Raw genomic sequence first — 21,340 nt, forward strand, 5'->3', positions numbered from 1 at the left:
ATTCATTTAAAACTTGCCCATTTAATTTAAACTACATATTATAGATTAGCTTTTGCATTAAAGTGAAGACTTTTCTTTATATTTCTTTCACAGCATTTTCTAAAGAAGCAACGGTAATCTTTCCATGAGATGCATGCCAAACTATTTTATTGTTTGCAAAAAGTAAAGCTTGCGGAGATTCGTGCTTTACTTGATATTTTTCAGCAATATAGTTAGATAATGCCCTAGCATCTTGGACAGCTAAATAGTAAGTATCAATCTCTGTATTTCCTTCTGCATATTCTTTATATTCATCGAAAGCATTTGCGCTAATTGGACATGTTAAACTATGCTTAGCCAGCCAAAAAACGCTCTTACTTTTAACTAACTCTTCAAATTTTTCGACAGTGTCTATTTTTTCCATTTACACCCATCCTTTATATAAAGTAATTTCATGAAAATAAATAACAGCATGTAAAAAAACAGCCTATAAACTTATTTCTTTCTGCTTGGCTACCAAAAGATGGACTGATCTCTTTGAACGCAGAAACCAAAGTATATAGACTGCAAGCTTTAACAGCAATTTATACGAAAATATTAATTATTAATGATTGTATTTACTTTCTGTCTCGTCAAATGCTCTTTTTGTTTCTTCTAATTTTTGTTGAATTTCATCGAATTCCGAACTTTTTAAACTAGCACTTAAATCAGACGCCTGTTCTTTCAGTTCATCGAAACGGTCTGCAATATTATCTTGCCCTTTTGTACTTTTTACCTTATCCATAATATCAGCAGAAGTTTTCGTCACCACATTACTAATTTGATCCGTTTTATCTTTAGCAATGGAAATGAACTCTGTTCCTTTTTCTTTAACTGTATCCGTTAACTCAATTCCTTTTTCCTTTAATGCTCCTGCTTGTCCGTTCAAATCATGAAGCAATTCTTTCCCAGGCTTTGGGGCAAGAAATAAAGCAGTAGCAGCCCCGACCACCCCACCTAAAATGGCACCGACTAGAAAATCCTTAGTACTAGAACTTTCGTTTGCATGGATTATTTCTTGTTCTCGCTTCATTATTAACATCCTCCTTTTAATTGTTTCTTACACGTGTTCGATTTTGTTCTGCTTTCCTAGCTTGCCATTGATCTTTAATATTCATAAACACTTTGCTATATTGAACAATTTGAGCTATTTTGTCTTGATTTTTCGTAAGCGAATTTTCTACATTTTGCGTAATCGTTTGTACAGACTGATTAAATCCTTGTACGCTTGTTCCTACATCTTTAACTGCATCAACAACTGAATTTAAACTTTCTGATTTTTGTTGAATATCTGTAGCTAAATCATTCGTTTTTTGTAATAAAATAGTTGTTTCTCTTGTTACACCATCTAGTTGCCTTTCTAGCCCGACAAGTGTTTTCGAAACACTATCCAGCGTAATATGTAATGATTTCAATGTTCTTGCAACATAAATGACTAAAATCGTAAACGCTATAGCTATTAACGCTACACTTACATATAAAAGATTTATCATCCTTATCGCACCTCCACTTTATTGGTCTTTTCCCAAATTCACTATTGCTAAAACCTTAGTTTTATTATAATTGGAAAAACATACAGAAACAAATGATTCCTTCCCATTCATCTAGCATCAATCAAGATTGTGGGGAAAACCAACAGAAGGCGCTCAGATTTCTATTTTATTTTTTCTAGTTTTATGGTTTTTATTACTGTTTATATTTAAGGATAAATTTTTTTCGGGTACAATAAGAAAGTTATCACATTTATAAAATTTTGGAGGTACATATGAAAGATCCACGTATTGATCAACTAGCAAAAAATTTAATTAATTATTCTATTCGTTTACAAAAAGGCGAAAAAGTCCTTATTGAAAACTTTGGACTTCAAAAGGAGCTTGTAAAAGCACTTGTACGCGAAGCATACGCCGCTGGAGGTTATCCTTTTGTTTCCCTAAAAGATAATGATATTAACCGTTCCCTGCTTTTAGGCGCACAAACAGAGCAATACGAAATGATGGCACAATTCGAAGCAAATGTAATGAGCAATATGGATGCATACATTGGGCTTCGAGCTGGTGATAACATTAATGAGCTTGCAGACGTTCCTGCAGAACAGATGAAAATTGAAGGATCAACAATCGGTAAAAAGGTCCATAGAGACATCCGCGTACCAAAAACTAGATGGGTTGTCCTTCGTTATCCTAGCCCATCTATGGCACAGCTTGCGAGAATGAGTACAGACGCTTTTGAAGATTTCTATTTTGATGTGTGTAATCTAGATTATGGCAAGATGGATAAGGCAATGGATGGCCTTGTAGAATTAATGAATCGCACAGACAAAGTTCGCTTAACTGGTCCTGGCACAGACTTAACCTTCTCCATTAAAGATATTCCAGCAATTAAGTGTTCTGGACAAATGAATATCCCAGATGGTGAGGTTTATACAGCTCCTGTACGTGATTCGATTAATGGAGTACTAACATATAATACACCATCTCCTTATCAAGGCTTTACCTTTGAAAATGTAAGCCTTAAATTCGAAAATGGAAAGATTGTCGAAGCAACGTCCAATGATACAGAAAGATTGAATAAAGTTCTGGATACAGATGAAGGCGCTCGTTATATTGGCGAGTTTGCTATTGGAGTAAACCCATATATTTTACATCCAATGCAGGATATCTTATTCGATGAAAAAATCGATGGAAGTTTCCACTTTACACCAGGACAAGCCTATGACAATGCTTATAATGGTAACAACTCCAATATCCACTGGGATATGGTAAATATTCAACGTCCTGATTATGGTGGCGGAGAAATCTACTTTGATGATGTACTCATTAGAAAAGATGGCAAGTTTGTCATCCCTGAATTAGAAGCACTGAACCCAGAGAATTTGAAATAGAAAAGCGAAGGGCTGGAGCGACTTTCCTGAGATATAGGAAACACGGGGAACAATAGTGGACCGATGTTGACTTATCGTAGGGAAAGGTTGTGAAGCCCATCAGCCCCTAGGTGCCCGGAGCTAGACAACAAATTGACTTCAGAAAACTTATACTTTCTAAAATGTAAAAAAGGACTCTTTAGCTAAGGCTAAAGAGTCCTTTTTATTATACCAATGTTTTCTCATAAGCACTTTGATATTTTTGAATATCGCCAGCACCCATAAACAAGATAACACTATTATTATGTTCTTTTAAGGAAGTGATTGTCTCTTCCGAGATAATTTTGCTTCCTGGTACTTTTTCAGCTAAGTCATTAATGCTTAGCTTCCCATGATTTTCCCGTGCAGAACCAAATATTTCACATAGATAAGTAGAATCTGCTAAATTCAAACTATCTGCAAATTCTTGAAGAAACGCTTGTGTTCGTGAGAAGGTATGTGGCTGGAATACAGCAACAATCTCACGATCCGGATACTTTTGACGTGCAGCCTCCACCGTTGCTTTAATTTCAGTAGGATGGTGGGCATAATCATCAATAATAACCTGTGTACCAATCGTCTTTTCTGTAAATCTTCGTTTAACACCTTCAAACGTCATTAAACGTTCTTTAACAATTTCTGCATCTAATTCCTCATAATGACTAAGCGTAATAACGGCTAAAGCATTTAAGATATTATGGTCACCAAACGTCGGAATAGAGAATGTATGGTAATACGTATTACGAACATAGACTTCAAATGTTGTACCCTCTGTTGTTTTCTCCACATTTCTTGCTTGGAAATCATTCTCATCCCCAAATCCATAAAATACAACTGGTACTTTCGCTTGAATTTTCTGTAGATGTTCATCATCTCCACAAGCAAAAATCCCTTTTTTCACTTGCCATGCCATTTCTTGAAAAGCAGAAAAAACATCATCCACATTGGCAAAATAATCTGGATGGTCAAAATCAATATTGGTCATTAACGCATAATCAGGGAAATAGGAAAGAAAATGTCTTCTGTATTCACATGCCTCAAAAGCAAAATATTCTGCTCCAAGTACCCCTTTACCTGTTCCGTCACCAATTAAATATGCAGTAGGCTTAGCACCCTTCATTACATGGGAAAGCAAACCAGTGGTCGATGTCTTTCCATGCGCACCAGTTATCGCTATACTTGTAAATTGCTTCATAAAGTCTCCAAGAAAACGATGATAACGAATAACTGGAAGTCCTAGCTTCACTGCTTCCTCTACTTCTTCATGTGTATCTGGAAAAGCATTCCCAACGATAACATTCATTCCTGGTTTAATGTTTTCTCGTTGAAAAGGAAGAATTTTAATTCCTGCTTGTTCTAATGCAACCTGAGTGAAAAACGTTTTTTCCACATCTGATCCTTGAACCTCAAAACCCATATCATGTAAAATTTGTGCTAATGCACTCATACCCGACCCTTTTATACCTACGAAGTGGTAAATAGTCATATAAAGAACCTCCAACTACGCATATCTTTTAACAGTATATGATATCCTCATTAAATTTGCTCATTGCATTTATGTATGCAATTTAATTCATTTTATTGTTCCCATTCAACGGATTTATTCTATTCCCGCCAAACCGATTAACTTTTTTTTCCTTTTTTTCATTTCACATTTATTCATTATACCATCTTTTATAATGAAAAACTATGCAACAATGCATTTCCAATGTATGACATTTATTATAAAACATTGCTTTATCCTTATTCACTATCCTGCAATTGCAGCAATTCACTTTCTGTAATTAATACATCTCTTGCCTTTGTCCCTCTTGCTTCGGATATGAATCCTTGTTTTTCCATCATATCAATCAATCTCGCTGCTCGATTATATCCTATTTTAAAGTTTCTTTGAAGACTCGATGTAGAAGCCCCACCTTGTTCAATAATAAACTCGCATGCTTCGTAAAATAACTCATCTTCTTCTTCAGACATTTGTACCTTTTTTAAAAGCTCTTCTTGTTCAAATAAATATTCTGGTTTTCTTTCTCTTCTAACATGTGCCACTACTTGGTCAATTTCTTCATCAGATACAAAAGTGCCTTGTAAACGTACTGGCTTAGACGTTCCATTTTCTAAAAATAGCATATCGCCTTTTCCTAATAACTTCTCAGCTCCGCTAATATCAATCACTGTTCGTGAATCGATTTGAGAGGAAACAGAAAAGGCAATTCTTGTTGGGACATTAGCCTTAATCAAACCGGTAATAACATCTACCGACGGTCTTTGTGTTGCAATTAAGAGATGTATCCCGCATGCTCTAGCTTTTTGGGCAATTCTGCTGATTGCTTCTTCCACATCTGCTGGAGCCATCATCATTAAATCTGCTAATTCATCAATGACAATAACTAAATAAGGCAATTTATCACTATATCTTTTATGTTCTTCCGCTAGTTGATTATATTTAGTAATATCTCTAACACCAACATGCGCCAACAGCTCATATCTTCTTTCCATTTCTTCTACCGCCCATTTTAAGGCAGCAGTAGCAGTCTTTACATCCGTAATAACAGGACTTGCTAAATGGGGAACATAATTATATGGAGCCAATTCAACCATTTTAGGATCCACTAACAATAACTTTAACTCTTCTGGCTTTGCCTTATATAGTAAGCTAACGAGCATTGTATTTATACATACGCTTTTTCCAGATCCAGTTGCTCCAGCAATTAAGCCATGGGGCATTTTCCGTAAATCCGTAACGATTGGTTTACCTGAAATATCTAATCCCATCGCAACTGTTAAAGGAGAAGAAGAATTTTTAAACTCATCACTTTCTAAAATTTCTCTAATAAGCACAGGTCGACTCTTTTGATTTGGTACTTCAATTCCAACCGTATGCTTTCCAGGTATCGGAGCTTCGATTCTAATATCCTTCGCTGCAAGGCTTAATTTTAAGTCATCAGAAAGGTTTGTAATTTTGCTCACCTTAACCCCTGGTTCTGGCTGTACTTCGTATCGTGTTACAGAAGGTCCTTGTGTTACATTTACTACCTTTGCGTGAACATTAAAATTAGTAAAGGTATCATTTAAAAGCATTGTCTGCTCTTCAATCCATCCATCCTTTTCTATTTGTAAAATAGGAGGATGCAATAATTTTTCTTCAGGAAAAACGTAATAAGGTAAATCATGATGGTCCTCATAGTCGTTCTCCGATATTGGAGGAGCTATATCCTCTAACTTTGGCTGTAGATTTGGCTCATCATCTACTTTTTTTTCTACCCTTTTATTTGCCAGAGATTGTCTATCTTTATTCAGCATCAACACATTAAATGGCAAAGGACCTTTCCGAGTAGTAGCTGTTTTCTCTTCCACTCTTTTCGGTATTTCCTCTTCCCTCTTCTCTTCAGCCTGTTCTTCCCTATTTTGTGTGTACGCTTTTTCTTCCGTAATTTCCAGTTCTTCTGACAATAGGATCTGTTGTTCGTTATGCTCTTGCTCGTCTACTAAACTCTCCATTTGCCCAATTGCTTGATGATCCATTTCACTCGCAGGAGAAGCTATCTCCTCCACTTCTAATGAAATATCCTCCCTATCATCATGATGGGAACTTTGCTCCTCATCCAACCATTCTTCTGTAAATAGGGAAAGGATTGGATCTAGATCAGTTTCTTGCTTCACAAAATTCTTCGGTGTTGTAGCTTGTTCTTGCGATACAGCTATTTTATCTCTCACTTCATCCAATGCAAGCAATTCATCCGTTAACATTTCTTCTGTCTGTATAGAAGTCAATTCTTCCGAAATATCAAATGCTCTATTTATTTCTGGCTGCGGAATCGCTGTGCTAGGTTCCTTTCTTTCCACCTTTATCTCCGGACGATTATATCCATATATTGGAGAAACAATTTCTGTCGGCTTGAAAGGACGATTTGGACTATATGTATTCGTTGATTGTTCATCCTTCACGTTATTTTTCGGCTGTTCTGCAAATGGACGTTCGAATGGTTGGTTGATTTCTCGCCTATCATCCACAACAGTTTGCCTAGTCTCTCTTCTTTTCTTTCTTTCTATTTCCTTTCTATCGTCTTCATCCCCATCAGGAATTAACGGAAAACGAAAGTTTCCTTTCGGATATTGATAAATAACTTTAGAATCCATTTCTTTCTTCCATGCTGTAGATTCCTTGTTTGGTTGATCGTCTATCTCAATCGTTTCTACCGTTTCTTCAATTTGGTTCAGCTCATCTTCTTCACTAACAAACTGTTTAAATACTTTCTTGAACCAATTCACACTTAATCACTCTTTCTTTCAAATCTCATTACTATTTTAACAGTTATGTTGAGAATTTCGAGCACTATTTTTTAACATCTCTCCCTTTCCCTCTTTGGTAGGAGAATAAACAAAGCTTCGATTAAGGAGCAAATACAAAAAGAGAAACTTTTTGAAAGTATATTTAGTCCTAATTGCTCTTTCATCAAGTCTCTCTTTTTAATTAGGTTACAACAGGAACTTTTTGTATAGAAAATGGCTACTTTGTAAGGATTCTGTTTTCTCTCCACTAAAATTATATCTACGTCAACTAACCCCATTGATGGTTAAGTTGCACTTATCGGACCTTTACAAACAGTTATCCTCCCTAGCTTCCTCGATCTTCCAAAACTTTAGGTGGGAGTCTTATGCCCTTTAAGTGTGGGATAAATGTTATTTTAATATAAAAACATTTCAGTTAGATGTCATTCAAAAGTAATTTATGCATCGATTTGATTACATTCTTCCTATTATTTTTCACGCTTTTTATTTTTCCCTAATATAAAGATTGGTTCTAATTCCCCATCTTCATAAAGAAAAGATAATGCCGTAATTGGGACTCTTCCGCTCGCAAAAAAGCTCATCGTCATTTGTGCAAGAACATCGTATCCCGTTTCATTTCGAATGTCACCAATGATAAGGACATCCTGATGCGGGACAGCGAGAGTCATTGCTCCTTCTATCTTTTCATTCATTTCTTTTAGAAAAGCATCGTTCAATATCCTGCTTGCATCATAGCCATCATTACTGTTTAAAAAATAGAAAACATTCCCTGCAACACTATCTGCCTTTACATTAGTGGATAGAGACCTTACGTTAAAAAGGGCCATCTCTTTCATTGACGTCTGTGTCCACTTTTCCTTTTCCATCAATTTCTCGTCAATAAGGCGGTACGTATTTCCCATATCTAAAGCGTAGTATATTCTTGTTTCTGCTGTATGCTCATCTGTTATAAATGGAATTTCCTCGTTGGACTGTTGAGGAAAAGAAGTAGAACGTATGACAGGAAATATTTTTTTCTCTTTTCCTTCTATTTCTCCGTCTCTTTCAATTGCTCCTAATCCATGCTCGATATAATAAACAATCTCATCGACCGCTTTCTCTTTCTTTGTTTCCCATTTTGCAATTATTTCAGGCAGGGAAACTGTTACCCCTTTTCCTGTTTGTTTACTCTCTATTCGCACTTGATCTTTTTTACTGTCAAAAGTAAAAGTTCGATCATCGTTATTTATTCGTTGTATAAGCATGTCCTTCATTTTTTTACTCGTCATTTTCATCCTTGCTTCACTTCCGTCCTATTGGATTTCGTCCTACTTATTATACTCTAAACGATTTTTTATTCATCTTTTTTGCTATGGATTTTATCAAAGCGACAGAAAAAGGTTATCTCAAATAGAAAATATAGTAGGAACTATGTCATTCCTAAGCTATATTTTTATAGGAGACAACCTTTTATCATAAACAGTTCTTCTTAAAACGGCTTTTTACCTAAGAAGAAATTTATTATGCATACTTGCTTTTACAGAGACTCAATGAATTTTTCAATTTCTTCCTGTGTTTTTCGATCTTTGCTTACAAATCTGCCTAGCTCTTTTCCACCTTCAAAAGCAATAAAGCTTGGAATCCCAAATACATCTAATTCAATACATGTATCAATAAATTTGTCGCGATCCACATGAACAAATGTATAATTATCATATTTTGCTTCTACTTCTGGCATAAATGGTTCGATAAACCGACAGTCTCCACACCATTCTGCCGAAAAAAGAAAAATATGCTTTTCTGGACTATTTTTAAGCTCTGTAAATTCTTCTACTGTTTGTAAATCTTTCATTTTAATGCCTCCTAAAATAATTCATGCCCTTTTGTTATAAATAGTATCAGAATTACATGTTCCTCACTACTAATATGCTTTCCCACAGCTTCATTTTTATCACGTACCAACTGTCTTTTTCTAAATTCTTGGCTGTTAAAGTTTGTTGCTATTGAAAAACCATAAGGACTATGAATTATGTTGCTGAAATTCCATTTGTCCTATAAGTAATTCGACTACATGTTGAAACATGGCTGTTCTATTTATCCTGCCATATGTAAATATCCCTATCGCACCTTCGTTGTGGCGAACATGTTCTTTCTGGGCATATTCATCCATTACAGGCCCTAATTCTCTCCCAGAAACTAATTCCGTTTCAATTTCTTTTGACAACGGTATTCTTGCTCCGCTAGCTATAAAGGTAGTACCATCCTTTAACACAAGTGCGCCCCAATTAATTAAAAAGAGGATGTCATTTGTTCGATGTACGCCACCTTCCAAACCGATTCCTATGTCTCCGTCTCCCTCATGCAAAGCAGCTTTTGCCCGATTAATTGCACCAGTAATCGTTTCCTCGTCTGAAAAAGGTTGTTCGCTGACACCAGAGCTAACATTGAACGTAGCAAACTCTATATCTTTATCATTTTCCAGACAGTTTTTCACAGCTTTTACTTTAGCCTTATTATTTGTGCCGATACAAACTTTCACATACCTCTCTCCTATTCTTGCAAAAAAATTCTACAGAAAAAGGTATCTCATAAATACTAATTGTATTTGAGACACCTTTTATAAAAATATTTTAGCGTAACCATGTATGTAGCTATTAATAGCTACACCAAATTAGAAACTTAGCCCTAGAATTAATATTATTGATTAGCACGCAGTGTCTCGATTGTTGTGCTATCTGTCGTTTTCACTAATTTAATAAGCAGTTCCTTTGCAGCTGCATAATCATCGATATGGATAATAGAAGCACTTGTATGAATATACCGAGAACAAATTCCAATAACAGCACTAGGTACCCCTTGATTAGAAACATGAACTTGTCCAGCATCTGTTCCACCTGGTGAAATAAAGTACTGATAAGCAATATTATTAGATTCGGCAGTGTCTAAAATAAACTCTCTCATGCCTCTATGCATGACCATCGTGCGGTCATAAATACGCAGTAATGCTCCTTTACCAAGCTGACCAAATTGATTTTTATCCCCAGATGCATCATTTGCCGGACTTGCGTCTAATGCATAGAAAACATCTGGTTTAATCATATTAGCCGCTGTTCTAGCTCCTCTTAGGCCAACTTCCTCTTGCACGGTAGCTCCAGAATAAAGTACATTCGGAGTTTCTTCTCCTTGAAGATTTTTTAACAGTTCGATTGCTAACCCACAACCGTAACGATTATCCCAAGCTTTTGCCATAATTTTCTTTTCATTTGCAAGAGGAGTAAATGGACAAATTGGAACGATCATTTGGCCAGGCTTAATTCCAATTTTCAATGCATCTTCTTTATCATCTGCCCCAATATCAATCAACATATTCTTCATATCCATTGGTTTGCTTCTTAATGCTTCATCCAATAGATGTGGCGGAATCGAACCAATAACTCCTGTAATTGGGCCATTATTCGTGATAATTTGTACTCTTTGTGCTAAAAGTACTTGGCTCCACCATCCTCCTATCGGCTGGAAACGAATCATTCCGTTGTCTGTAATGGAGGTTACCATAAAACCAACTTCATCCATATGCCCAGCAACCATTACTGTTGGGCCGTTTTCTTTCCCTCTTTTCACACCAAAAATACTGCCAAGATTATCTTGCACAATTTCATTTGTATATAGACTTAGTTGTTCTTTCATAAAATTTCGAACTTGATGTTCATTTCCAGCTACACCGGGAAGTTCTGTTAGAGTTCGAAACAAATCCAATGTTTGTTGTTCCATTATAGCCATGCTCCTTTAATTACTATGTATTTTGATAATATATTTATTGTACCGAAATATTTAAACGCATACCACTACTTTCCTTTATCTGTTACCAATTTATCCATTTCCATTCACTTAATCTGTTTACAGGAAGATAATTTACCTAATCATTTCTTCCAAGAAGTAAATTAGCTATAATAACATTAGCTAGTTTTTTTAAGGATGCTTACCTTTTGGTAAACAAAGCTTTTAATAATATAAGAAATCGTAAGGAGTTAAGCTATGAATTGGAAACATGTAATAGGTGGCGTTATTGCAGGAGTGGCTGCAAGCTACATAGCAAAGGAAGCCATTATTAAAAACAGTGGTCTTTCAAGCAACGAGGTTTTACAAATAGCAAAAGCGGCCTTTAAAGAAAAAGGTCCTATTAACGGTTCCTGGATTCAAATGGAGAAAGAAACACTTCTCACTCTTGAATCTTCTTTCACTGTTTATAGAGGTGGTATTACTCGAATGAACGGAGACAAACAAGAAGTATTTGAATTTGTTTCAGATAGCGAAACAGGGAATATTCTTGATGTTAATCAATTAGCTTGAGCCAACTATGGTCTATACAAGAAGACCTGCAAAAAAAGAGCTATCTCCTTTGATTCGAGATAGCTCTTTAATCATTATCTAAATTGTACTTCACAACGATAAATTCTATTTCCTCTATTAGAAAATTTTTCCTCATACTCTGTCATGATATTACCCTCATAATCACTGTTATGCAAATCAAGACTCACATATTTTAACAGCATCCCGTATTCAGAAAAACTTCTTAGAGAATACTCAAATAAACCTTGATTATCTGTTTTAAAATGGATTTCACCTTGATTTCCAAGCACAGACTCATAAGAAGCTAAAAAAATCTTATACGTAAGTCTACGTTTTTCATGTCTTGTTTTTGGCCAAGGATCGGAGAAATTTAAATATACACGTGCAATTTCTCTTTTATCAAAGTAATCCATTAATTTTTCTGCATTTATATTCATCAATTTCAAGTTTGGAACTTCTGCTTCAATTAAGCGATCTAATGCAGAAACAATGACACTTTCCTGAAGTTCTACACCGATGTAATTAATCGACGGATTTGCTTTGGCCATTTCTGTAATAAAACGACCTTTTCCTGTACCAATTTCAATATGAATCGGCCCCTTTTGACTAAAAGCCTGATCCCATTTCCCTTTCCAATCTTCTGGGTTTTGGATAACATATTGCGGATATGCACTTAATTTATCTTTTGCCCATGGTTTATGTCTTAATCGCATGTGGACACTCCTTATTAATAACTATCGTTTCAAACAATATCATGCATTATACATGGATGCAATACTCTTTTCTTGGCAAATGAATTTTTAGAAGGATAAATTTACATTAGGAACATTTGTATAAAGAAAAAAAGAATTCACAACCTATAAGTGAATTCCTTAACTGGTATTTGAAAAGAATGATTTTGACTCTTTTCCTACTAGAACCTATAGAAAGGGTGTTCTACGTATGCCTATAAACCATGAGCATCAACTCGCTTTATTAGCCGATATTCTCAGTAATCAACAAATGGACTGCTGCGGTTCTGTAGCAGAATGTGAGCAAATAGAGCGATTGATTACTTCCTTAAGAACAAATGATCAAATTGATCAAAATATCCTTCCCATTTTAGAGGAGATACACCGTTACAGCGAGCAAGGTGTCAATGCCTCAAATTTAGACACTCATATCCATTCACATCAAGACCAATTGTCTCAGTGGGTAGATGGAATAAACAATTTATCCTAATTAATCAAATGTCATTTGTAAATGGTAACTAATCAATATCATGCAAAAACTGCATCCATTTTTCCATCTCACTGAAACGACCTTTTTTCTTGTACCAGCGTATGGAATTAATGGTTTGAGCAATCACATACCATTTCATTCTTAAAGATAAATGATCTGTGAGTTCATACCCATAGGTTTGTAACCAATTTTTCCAATCTTTCTTTGGAATATACCAATAAAGCAGCATTCCTAAATCGATTGCTGGGTCTGCTATCATCGCTCCATCCCAGTCAATAAGATACAACTGGTTGTCTTCAGAAAGCAGCCAGTTGTTATGATTAACATCACAGTGGCATACAACATGTTCTGTTGTCTTTATAAACGGAAGATTCTCTTCTAAAAACTGGATATACCCTGTAATATCCTCGTTTTGTTTTAATTCATCGTCTATTTCCGCTTTTATGACTGACAATATCATATCAGGATGAAAAGATGTTTTACCTAGCCTTTTCAGCATCTCTAATAAAGGCTTAGAGGTATGAATTTTTTTTAGCAACATTGTTACTCGTTCATCCGTCATATCCGAATGACCAAATTCCCTACCAATCAGCCATTGCTGGGCAGTAAAAACATCTCCGTTTTCAAATCTTTTTGTCCAAACAAGTTTTGGGACAATTCCTTCTGCAGACAGCACAGCTAAAAAAGGAGAAGAATTCCGTTTTAAAAAAAGCTTCTGTCCATTATTTTGTGCAAAAAAGGCTTCGCCTGTTTCTCCACCTGCAGGGGTTATTTCCCAATCTTGCCCTAATAAATGTTCCAAAATTGTTCACCTACTATATATTATGCTCCAAAAAAAAGATGAGAATTTCCTGTTTGAGTCTTTATTGTCCTAAAGTTGTAGGAAGAACAAACAAAAATGGTTATCAGCTATTCATCCATTATAGTAAACTTATACTCATCGTACAGCAATCATTCTTCAACTAGCACGTATGTGCCTAAAATTTAATGATATAAAAAAGAAAAGGACATAGTATCCATACAATTATACTATGTATCCAAGATTTCCAACCATTTTATATTAAATTTCACCTAAATTCATATTCTTTATAGAAAGTTTCTCATTTAAATATTATCTCTTATTTCTTTTTTTAGTCAAGTGAATCTCTAGTTAAAATAATGATTTCCTGTTAAATTTTTTTCAGATTCCATCATTAGGGCTGTTCCTTACTAAAATTATAATATTCAAGAAAACTTTTCAATACTATTTAGATGCATGCTATTTGGCAACTATTGTTATACTTACTGGCTTAATGGTTAGCCGATTTCCTTTAATGGAAGGATAGTCATTATGATAAACCGTTTCGTCTTCCACTAATATACTCCAGTTATCTTCCATACAATAGCCTTCTTCTTCCGAATCATTCACATTGATAAATACTATCACTGTATCCCATTCTCCAAAATCTTTTAGATCATGTAAAATATACTGAATTACATCATTCGATTGCTGATTAATTGTGAGGTGCTTTTTGATTTCTTCTACCGATTGTAAACGAAAAGCCTTGTTCCTTCTTCTAAGTGAAATTAGTCCTTTTATATATTGAACATTGCTAATAAAAAGGTCCTTTCGATTCCAGTCTAATTGATTAATTTCGTCTGGAGATTGATAACTATTTTCCACACCATACTTGGTTCGAAAAAATTCCTGTCCTGAATGTAAGAATGGAATTCCTTGGCTAAGAAGAACGAGAGCTGTCGCAAGTCGATGTTTACTTTTCTTCCGCTCTTCTGATTCATTTGAAAAACATATTTCAATCTTATCCCATAGCGTATTATTATCATGTGATTCCACATAATTCACAGATTGACCAGGTTCAAGAAATATTCCCTTTTCTTTATAGACACCAATACTCCCTGCTAATAATTCAGGGATGTCATCTTTATATTGCTTATTCCCAAGCGCATAGCCCCGATCAAATAACTGAAAGGTACTGCCTTTTAATTTATCTCTAAATTGATCATTAAATTGTCCAATCCGTGGCAGTAACTGTTGATTGGCAATAATCGCCTTTTCTTCATGATTTAAAGGAGTTGCAAGATCCCAGCCTTCCCCAATAATCAAGATACTCTCATCAAAATGGTCACATACTGCACGAACTTCCTTCATTGTTTGACAATCAAGAATGCCCATTAGATCAAAGCGCAATCCATCAATTTGATATTCTTCTATCCAAAAACGAACAGAATCAACAATGAAGCGCCTAACCATCGATCTTTCAGATGCTATATCATTTCCAACTCCTGTTCCATTTGATGGCATCCCATATTTGTCATAGCGGAAGAAATAGCCTGGAACAATTTTCTCAAAAGAAGAATCCTCTTTTTTATAAACATGGTTATATACAACATCTAAAATGACACGGATTCCTTGTTCCTGAACAGCTTGAATCATCTCTTTTAATTCATTAATTCTTACATAAGGATCAATTGGATCTGTTGAATAACTGCCCTCTGGCACATTATAATGGGAAGGATTATATCCCCAATTATATTTTTTTAGCACCTCTAACTCATCAATTTCCTCAAAGTCATGAACAGGAAGAAACTCTATATGTGTAACACCTAGATCTTTAATATAAGAAAGACCAGATGGTTCGTTTTTTTGCGTTTTTGTATTTAATTCAGTTACGCCTAAATACTTACCCTTTTGCTGAATCCCACTTTCAGGATGGATCGTTAAATCCCTAATATGGACTTCATATATCACACTATCAACAGCATGCTCTAGCGCTGGTAATACCGGCTTATGCCTTTTCGTTTTATTTAAATCAACAACAACCCCTGTTTCACCATTTACGGAAACTGCAACAGCGTATGGATCAATTGCCTCTTTCCATTCTAAGTTAATAAGCACTAAATAGCTGTAGAAATATCCTTCGATATCTTCTGAATAAGTTGTTTTCCAAACTCCTTTTTCCTGTCTTTCCATTTCTACAATTCGTCGCTCCTCGATAGATGGATCCGGGGATTGAAGGACTAATTTCACTTGTTGCGCAGTTGGTGCCCAAAGATAAAATATACTCTTATCGGATGAATACATTACGCCTAATGGGCCATCATAATAAAATTCCTCATCAAATAAAGGGGTTCTGATGACTGCACCTATTTGTAAATCTGTCACTCCCTTATTTCCATCTTCCACCTCATATTTTTGGCCGAGTTGGATCCTTTCATTTAAGCGACATTTATATTTCACGAAATGCTGCATTTTCTCTTTCGACTCAATCACAAGATTAATAGGATGCTTATCTCCCTTTAATATAAATGCAGTAGACTCCCCTTGAAAATATGAATAGGGAAGTAGAACAGTTATTAATGACATTTCATCTAAATATGCAAAGAAACTTCTTCTTATCGAGATCAAATCCCTCACTCCCTTATATGAAAAAATGTATCTATTCTAATCTTCCCCACTCTTGCTTATGATTCCTCTGTATCCCATTCATACCTTCTTTTCGAGTTCGTCAAACCATAATGCAATAAGCTTTCTGCTGCTTTTAATTGAATAGCCTTAATTGGTGAATGATGACTGCGCATCTTTTGAAACCACTCTTCATAGTTCCTTTTTTCGATAATTTTCAAATCATATGGCGCTGCTGGAAAATCAACATATCCATTTCGCGTAAGAATTACTTTTTGAACAGGTATGGTAATATCGTATTTTTCTAAAATACTCTTTACAATTTTTTCTGTTCTATTTATAGATATGACTGGGCTAAGTATCTTTTTCTCCTTATCTCCCTTTTTTTTAAGCCAAAATTTATCATTCGAGCCAACAAATACTGCTGAGTTCTCTGCTTCTAACATATGAATACACCAAACATCTGTAGGCGTAATAATAATGGTATCCAATTCAACAGGTGCATTTTTCAGTTGAAACAACGGTTGGTAAAGAACTAAGAAAGTATCTGGAAATCTTTGTAGGTAATATTTTAATAAATCATCATAATAAAGTGTTTTTTTCACTTTTGACATTTCCGTAAGCGTAGAACTGGCCCATTTCAACTGAAATTCGAATAATTGATTAAGGTATTGTTGTTTTAACTCTTCTAAGTTTTTCGGATGACTGTATTTTTTGGCATCATAATCGAAGTTCAATTCATCTTCATCCAAAATTATTTTCTTTTCGCTTACATTTTCTAATTCCACTTCTTCTAATTGTCTTCTATGCCATATCGTTTTCTTAACTCGGTCAAGAAAAGACGGTTTTTCCATTATCCAGTCCTCATCTATTGGATTCACTGGATAAAAAAGATTTTTGTCCTTTGTTTCAAATGCTTTTTTTAATCCTTGCCACTTTTGCTTCTTTAAACGAACAAAGCGTGATGGATACAGGACAATGTTTTGCTCATACCGCGAAACATAATCTTGCAATTTTATTAACTGCGCCAAGCTTTTTCCCCCTAAATTACAATGTTTCTATTGTCTCAAACATTAAAATGATAACTATTTATTATTTCATATTTAGGTATCTTCTCCATATGGGTCTGAAATAGGTGAATACGGTTAACATTAAATAGCAAATCTTTCGGAAGGAGGTATTCGTTTAGCAATTGCTCCGAAAACACTGTATTTGCATCCCATTTTCTCGCTAAGGTTAAATGGGGATGAAACTGCCTAGTTTCTAACTGAAAATCAGCTTCCCTACAAATATGAAAAACTTGATTTCGAAGATCAAATAATTTTTTCTCCTCTTTTACCCCTGCCCAAAAAATTCTTGGACTCTCATGGTGACCAAAAACGCCTATATGTTCAATATGTAACTGAAAATCTTCACTAGCTAAAAATGATTCTTCTAAAAGAGTCTGTAGCTTATTCCTTTTTTCATCTGAAGCACTCCCTAAAAACGCCAGAGTGATATGAAAATCTAAAGGATGCACCCATTTTTTAAAAGGAAATTTCTGCTGTAACTCTTTACTGATATTTTCTAATTTGCTTATAACATGAATATCTGGCTTAATGCCGATAAAATAATGGGGTTTATTATTCATATTCTTTTCCTCTAAACTTTATTTTTGCCCTAGTGGTGATTGGTTTAATCTTAACTGTATTCCTATTATATAACCTATCGAATTAATTTTAACCGTATCTGTTTTATGTTTTAGAAAATCTATATGATAACTATACCCTATTTCCCTTTGAAAAAGGAAAGGAGCTGTCCCAAATCTAGCTATTAACCAGCTTGAAACAACCCCTTTTTTATTTTTTCTATGCCCAATACTTAATTAGCTAATTTGTTCGCATTCTCCTAAAATTGCATCTTCAAACAAACCTTGTAATTTCTTTGTTATTTCTCCTACTTCCCCTTCTTTTACGGGAACATTATTTACAGAAGTTATTGGCGTTACCTCAGAAGTTGTACTGGATAAGAAGACTTCATCTGCATCGATCAGATCTTCGATAGAAAATGCTTTTTCTTCTACCTCTATCCCATTTTCTTTACATAATTGAATAATTTTTTGTCTAGTAATTCCATTTAATATAAATTGATTCGCTTCATGAGTTTGTACTTTTCCCCCATTTACAATCCAAATATTAGAAGAACTACCTTCTGTTACGGATAATTCTCTATATTGAATGCTTTCATAACAACCAGCCTCTGCAGCCTTTTGTTTTGCCATGACATTTCCAAGCAAATTCAAACTTTTAATATCACATCTGGACCATCTAATATCCTCCACTGTAATGGCTGACACACCATTTTCTAGATTGTCTAATGGTCTCTGCATTATTTTTGTATATGCCACAAAAGTTGGTGTAACGGCATTTGTTGGAAAAGCATGGTTTCTCGGACTCATTCCTCTTGTGAATTGCATATAAAGGATTCCGGTGCTTAATGAATTTTTTGCAATTAACTCTTCTAATAAATTCGTTAATTCTGAAATGGAATAAGAAATAGCTATGCCTATTTTCTCGCTACTTGCAGATAATCGCTCAAGATGTTCTTTTGCCATAAACATTTTACCATTGTACACACGGATTACTTCGTAAATTCCATCGCCAAACTGATACCCTCTGTCTTCTATATCTACTTTTGCTTCTTCTCTTGGTATAAACTCCCCATTCATTAACACCGTACTCATTTTCTCTTCTCCTTTAATAAATATCTTTATTTAGCTAATTCATAGATTGCTTGTGCATAAATAGCAGTTGCTTTTATTAAATCCTCGATATACATATATTCGTCTTTTTTATGAGCGATATCTTCTCTTCCTGGGAATAGAGGTCCAAATGCTACCCCCTTTTCTAGCGATCTGGCATATGTTCCGCCACCAATTGATAAGAGTTTCGCTTTCTCTCCTGTTTGCTCCTCATAGACTTTGCTTAACGTTTGAATTAATCCAGAATCCTTTTCCACATAATGTGGTTTAGAATCCGAGAAATTCTCTAAGCTAAAACCGTGTTCTGTTAATAATTTCGTTAGCTTTTCTTTTGCTTTGTCCATATCATTTGTTACAGGGTAACGTACCGTTTGACCAATTTTTCCGCCTCTGTCAAAATGATATTCCAAAATACCAGCATTTAAGGTAAGTTCCCCTGTAATATCATCTTCATAATCAATACCGAGTTTTTTCCCTCTGGAATCATTCACAAAAAAGTTCCGCACAAATTGAAAATAATGGGCAGCCTTTTCATCTAATTTTAACTCAACGAGAAAGTTAGCAAGTTTTAAACCAGCATTTACCCCATTATTTGGCTCCAATCCATGTGCTGATACTCCCTCTAATTCCAATACTAAATCGCCATTATCTATTAAATAGCGGCCAGGTACATTCTCTAGTTTTAAATAATTCTGATAACGCTGAATGATCTCAGTTTGTTCGCCTTCTTTTACTTCTAATACGGCTCGCGCGAAATCTGGAACCATGTTATATCTTCTACCTGATGCAAAGCTAAGAATTTTTACTTCTCCCGTATCACTTACTGTTTTTGAAAATTTCTGAACGATGTCAAAATCAGAAATCCCTTTTTCTGCATAAATAATGGGAAAATCTGCGTCTGGAGCAAATCCAATCGTAGGCATACTTTCTTCTTGAAAATAAGTATCCACACATCTCCAATCACTCTCTTCATCTGTTCCAATAATCATTCGAATTTCCTTTGTTAAAGGGAGATGTAATTCTTTCACAATTTTCATTGCATAATAGGCGGCCATTGTAGGACCTTTATCATCCAATGCCCCTCTTGCATATATTTTCCCATCACGAATCTCTGCCTTGTAAGGATTGCTTGTCCATCCATCACCCTCTGGAACGACATCCACATGACATAGAATACCAACACTTTCTGCGCCTTCCCCATAAAGTAAATGGCCAGCAACATTTTGCACATTCTTGCTAACGAATCCATCTTTTTCTCCCAAGGAAAGCATATAAGTTAACGCCTCTTTAACTCCTTGCCCAAAAGGTGCATCGTCTGTTGCATTTTCTTCATCTAATACACTTTTAATTTGCAATAATCCTTGCAAATCCTCAAGTAAGCTATCTTTACGATTATGTACTTCATTTAACCAATCAATTGAACTCATGGTTTCCTCCTTGAAAGCATTTAAATATATTATAGGAAAAACATATCATAAAACGCTTTATATGAAAAATAAAACCTTTAAATCCATATTTCACTAAATTATCATTAAGTATAGTATAAATTTTATAGAAAACAAAGCTATATCATATTATTCATTAATAAATGGAAGGAATGTAGTTATTTGGGATATATAGAAGATTTAAGAAAGCTAGTTGGCAAAATGCCTATCATTCTTGTTGGTGCAGTAGTAATTCTCTTAGACAAGGAACATAACATTCTCTTACAAGAAAGAAAACATCCAAAAAATGTGTGGGGATTACCAGGTGGACTAATGGAATTAGGAGAAAGCACCGAAGAAACAGCAAAGCGCGAAGTATTCGAAGAAACAGGACTACAAGTAAGCACCCTTCAATTGCTTTCCGTTTATTCCGGAAAAGAATATTTTGCAATCGCTGCAAATGGAGACCCTTTTTACACAGTAACAACCGCTTATTATACATCTAAATATGAAGGAAAGCTCGAGAATGACCAAGAAGAAGCATTCAGTCTTCGCTTTTTCCCATTAGACGAACTACCAAAAAACATGGTCGGCAGCCATCGCAGGATGATTGAGGATTTTAAAAAAATGTAAAAGGAGAGTTAAAAGGGAACAATCATTTTTTATAAAAATCATGTTTACCAAACAAAGAATTCGGGAAATAAAAATTAATTACAAACTTTTTGCATTTTTATTCATATCATAATTGTAAATCCCATATGATGAATGTAAGGAAACCCTACAGGAGGTGGTAAATACAGACATAAAAAAGCAAATATTTTGTAAATTAACGCAAATAATGTAGAATATATTAGTAAATAGGGGTACAATATTTATATAGAATTTCATTCTATTGAATTTGTCACTATTTAGCCATTTGAAAAGGGGTTGTCTGTGGAAAAGAAAATTACATACGCTTGAAGAAACTGTTCTTCAAATAAGCTGTCGGTCGCTGGAATTTGCCAAAGGTTTGAAAA

Annotated in this window: 20 protein-coding genes; 4 read left to right on the forward strand and 16 right to left on the reverse strand. The window is 34.9% G+C overall.

Annotated elements, in window-relative coordinates; all coding sequences use genetic code 11:
* Positions 1-76 precede the first annotated feature (76 nt).
* From ytxJ to RTL21_RS09575, 3 genes are all read right to left on the reverse strand, one after another.
* Positions 77-403, reverse strand: coding sequence for a bacillithiol system redox-active protein YtxJ (gene ytxJ, locus RTL21_RS09565; RefSeq protein ID WP_312095651.1), 327 nt, complete (start codon positions 401-403; stop codon positions 77-79).
* A 180-nt stretch (positions 404-583) separates the two neighbouring features.
* Positions 584-1,051 carry a YtxH domain-containing protein gene (locus tag RTL21_RS09570; RefSeq protein ID WP_312095652.1) on the reverse strand — a complete coding sequence of 156 codons (468 nt, stop codon included), beginning with the start codon at positions 1,049-1,051 and terminating at the stop codon, positions 584-586.
* A gap of 16 nt (positions 1,052-1,067) precedes the next feature.
* On the reverse strand, positions 1,068-1,511 hold the full coding sequence (locus tag RTL21_RS09575) for a DUF948 domain-containing protein (RefSeq protein ID WP_312095653.1): 444 nt from the start codon (positions 1,509-1,511) through the stop codon (positions 1,068-1,070).
* A gap of 272 nt (positions 1,512-1,783) precedes the next feature.
* On the opposite strand from RTL21_RS09575, the gene RTL21_RS09580 reads away from it, so the two are divergent.
* Positions 1,784-2,899: an aminopeptidase gene (locus RTL21_RS09580; RefSeq protein WP_312095654.1), complete on the forward strand. Its 1,116-nt coding sequence runs from the start codon at positions 1,784-1,786 to the stop codon at positions 2,897-2,899.
* A gap of 205 nt (positions 2,900-3,104) precedes the next feature.
* Here RTL21_RS09580 and murC read toward each other — a convergent pair whose 3' ends face one another.
* From murC to RTL21_RS09610, 6 genes are all read right to left on the reverse strand, one after another.
* Positions 3,105-4,403 (reverse strand): UDP-N-acetylmuramate--L-alanine ligase, encoded by a 1,299-nt coding sequence (murC, locus tag RTL21_RS09585; protein ID WP_312095655.1) that lies wholly within the window; start codon positions 4,401-4,403, stop codon positions 3,105-3,107.
* 257 nt (positions 4,404-4,660) lie between these two features.
* Positions 4,661-7,186: a DNA translocase FtsK gene (locus RTL21_RS09590; RefSeq protein ID WP_312095656.1), complete on the reverse strand. Its 2,526-nt coding sequence runs from the start codon at positions 7,184-7,186 to the stop codon at positions 4,661-4,663.
* Between the two features lie 488 nt (positions 7,187-7,674).
* Positions 7,675-8,475 (reverse strand): DUF1444 domain-containing protein, encoded by an 801-nt coding sequence (locus RTL21_RS09595; RefSeq protein WP_312095657.1) that lies wholly within the window; start codon positions 8,473-8,475, stop codon positions 7,675-7,677.
* 248 nt (positions 8,476-8,723) lie between these two features.
* Entirely contained in the window at positions 8,724-9,038 is a 315-nt protein-coding gene (locus RTL21_RS09600) for a thioredoxin family protein (RefSeq protein ID WP_312095658.1), read from the reverse strand.
* 168 nt (positions 9,039-9,206) lie between these two features.
* A complete protein-coding gene (locus RTL21_RS09605; RefSeq protein WP_312095659.1) occupies positions 9,207-9,725 on the reverse strand; it encodes a DUF84 family protein in 519 nt (172 codons plus the stop codon).
* A gap of 158 nt (positions 9,726-9,883) precedes the next feature.
* The gene (locus RTL21_RS09610) at positions 9,884-10,957 is read right to left on the reverse strand and encodes a M42 family metallopeptidase (RefSeq protein ID WP_312095660.1); all 1,074 of its coding nucleotides are present in this window, start codon (positions 10,955-10,957) and stop codon (positions 9,884-9,886) included.
* A 264-nt stretch (positions 10,958-11,221) separates the two neighbouring features.
* Here RTL21_RS09610 and RTL21_RS09615 point away from each other — a divergent pair, with 264 nt between their 5' ends.
* Entirely contained in the window at positions 11,222-11,536 is a 315-nt protein-coding gene (locus RTL21_RS09615) for a PepSY domain-containing protein (RefSeq protein ID WP_312095661.1), read from the forward strand.
* 74 nt (positions 11,537-11,610) lie between these two features.
* Here the strand turns inward: RTL21_RS09615 and trmB are convergent, their stop codons facing one another.
* Positions 11,611-12,249 carry a tRNA (guanosine(46)-N7)-methyltransferase TrmB gene (gene trmB / locus RTL21_RS09620; RefSeq protein WP_312095662.1) on the reverse strand — a complete coding sequence of 213 codons (639 nt, stop codon included), beginning with the start codon at positions 12,247-12,249 and terminating at the stop codon, positions 11,611-11,613.
* A gap of 229 nt (positions 12,250-12,478) precedes the next feature.
* Between trmB and RTL21_RS09625 the strand changes: the two genes are divergently transcribed.
* Positions 12,479-12,757: a YtzH-like family protein gene (locus RTL21_RS09625; RefSeq protein ID WP_312095663.1), complete on the forward strand. Its 279-nt coding sequence runs from the start codon at positions 12,479-12,481 to the stop codon at positions 12,755-12,757.
* A gap of 28 nt (positions 12,758-12,785) precedes the next feature.
* Here the strand turns inward: RTL21_RS09625 and RTL21_RS09630 are convergent, their stop codons facing one another.
* The 6 genes from RTL21_RS09630 to pepV form a co-directional block, all read right to left on the reverse strand.
* A complete protein-coding gene (locus tag RTL21_RS09630) occupies positions 12,786-13,559 on the reverse strand; it encodes a phosphotransferase (protein ID WP_312095664.1) in 774 nt (257 codons plus the stop codon).
* Positions 13,560-14,015: 456 nt separating this feature from the next.
* Positions 14,016-16,172 (reverse strand): type I pullulanase, encoded by a 2,157-nt coding sequence (gene pulA / locus RTL21_RS09635; protein ID WP_312095665.1) that lies wholly within the window; start codon positions 16,170-16,172, stop codon positions 14,016-14,018.
* A gap of 47 nt (positions 16,173-16,219) precedes the next feature.
* Positions 16,220-17,191, reverse strand: coding sequence for a nuclease-related domain-containing protein (locus RTL21_RS09640; protein WP_312095666.1), 972 nt, complete (start codon positions 17,189-17,191; stop codon positions 16,220-16,222).
* Between the two features lie 35 nt (positions 17,192-17,226).
* Positions 17,227-17,790 carry an RNA 2',3'-cyclic phosphodiesterase gene (thpR, locus tag RTL21_RS09645; protein WP_312095667.1) on the reverse strand — a complete coding sequence of 188 codons (564 nt, stop codon included), beginning with the start codon at positions 17,788-17,790 and terminating at the stop codon, positions 17,227-17,229.
* A 234-nt stretch (positions 17,791-18,024) separates the two neighbouring features.
* A complete protein-coding gene (gene dat / locus RTL21_RS09650) occupies positions 18,025-18,882 on the reverse strand; it encodes a D-amino-acid transaminase (protein WP_312095668.1) in 858 nt (285 codons plus the stop codon).
* A gap of 26 nt (positions 18,883-18,908) precedes the next feature.
* Positions 18,909-20,327: a dipeptidase PepV gene (gene pepV / locus RTL21_RS09655; RefSeq protein WP_312095669.1), complete on the reverse strand. Its 1,419-nt coding sequence runs from the start codon at positions 20,325-20,327 to the stop codon at positions 18,909-18,911.
* Positions 20,328-20,507: 180 nt separating this feature from the next.
* Between pepV and RTL21_RS09660 the strand changes: the two genes are divergently transcribed.
* The gene (locus RTL21_RS09660; protein WP_312095670.1) at positions 20,508-20,957 is read left to right on the forward strand and encodes an NUDIX hydrolase; all 450 of its coding nucleotides are present in this window, start codon (positions 20,508-20,510) and stop codon (positions 20,955-20,957) included.
* Positions 20,958-21,340: the final 383 nt, after the last annotated feature.

Source organism: Niallia sp., from assembly GCF_031978665.1.
In the GTDB taxonomy this organism is placed as follows: Bacteria; Bacillota; Bacilli; order Bacillales; family Cytobacillaceae; genus Niallia.

What these genes read in the sequence shown, in the direction of transcription:
- ytxJ (WP_312095651.1), bottom strand. Translation starts at nt 403, where the DNA reads ATGGAAAAAATAGACACTGTCGAAAAATTTGAAGAGTTAGTTAAAAGT.
- RTL21_RS09570 (WP_312095652.1), bottom strand. Translation starts at nt 1,051, where the DNA reads ATGAAGCGAGAACAAGAAATAATCCATGCAAACGAAAGTTCTAGTACT.
- RTL21_RS09575 (WP_312095653.1), bottom strand. Translation starts at nt 1,511, where the DNA reads ATGATAAATCTTTTATATGTAAGTGTAGCGTTAATAGCTATAGCGTTT.
- RTL21_RS09580 (WP_312095654.1), top strand. Translation starts at nt 1,784, where the DNA reads ATGAAAGATCCACGTATTGATCAACTAGCAAAAAATTTAATTAATTAT.
- murC (WP_312095655.1), bottom strand. Translation starts at nt 4,403, where the DNA reads ATGACTATTTACCACTTCGTAGGTATAAAAGGGTCGGGTATGAGTGCA.
- RTL21_RS09595 (WP_312095657.1), bottom strand. Translation starts at nt 8,475, where the DNA reads ATGACGAGTAAAAAAATGAAGGACATGCTTATACAACGAATAAATAAC.
- RTL21_RS09600 (WP_312095658.1), bottom strand. Translation starts at nt 9,038, where the DNA reads ATGAAAGATTTACAAACAGTAGAAGAATTTACAGAGCTTAAAAATAGT.
- RTL21_RS09610 (WP_312095660.1), bottom strand. Translation starts at nt 10,957, where the DNA reads ATGGAACAACAAACATTGGATTTGTTTCGAACTCTAACAGAACTTCCC.
- RTL21_RS09615 (WP_312095661.1), top strand. Translation starts at nt 11,222, where the DNA reads ATGAATTGGAAACATGTAATAGGTGGCGTTATTGCAGGAGTGGCTGCA.
- trmB (WP_312095662.1), bottom strand. Translation starts at nt 12,249, where the DNA reads ATGCGATTAAGACATAAACCATGGGCAAAAGATAAATTAAGTGCATAT.
- RTL21_RS09625 (WP_312095663.1), top strand. Translation starts at nt 12,479, where the DNA reads ATGCCTATAAACCATGAGCATCAACTCGCTTTATTAGCCGATATTCTC.
- thpR (WP_312095667.1), bottom strand. Translation starts at nt 17,790, where the DNA reads ATGAATAATAAACCCCATTATTTTATCGGCATTAAGCCAGATATTCAT.
- dat (WP_312095668.1), bottom strand. Translation starts at nt 18,882, where the DNA reads ATGAGTACGGTGTTAATGAATGGGGAGTTTATACCAAGAGAAGAAGCA.
- pepV (WP_312095669.1), bottom strand. Translation starts at nt 20,327, where the DNA reads ATGAGTTCAATTGATTGGTTAAATGAAGTACATAATCGTAAAGATAGC.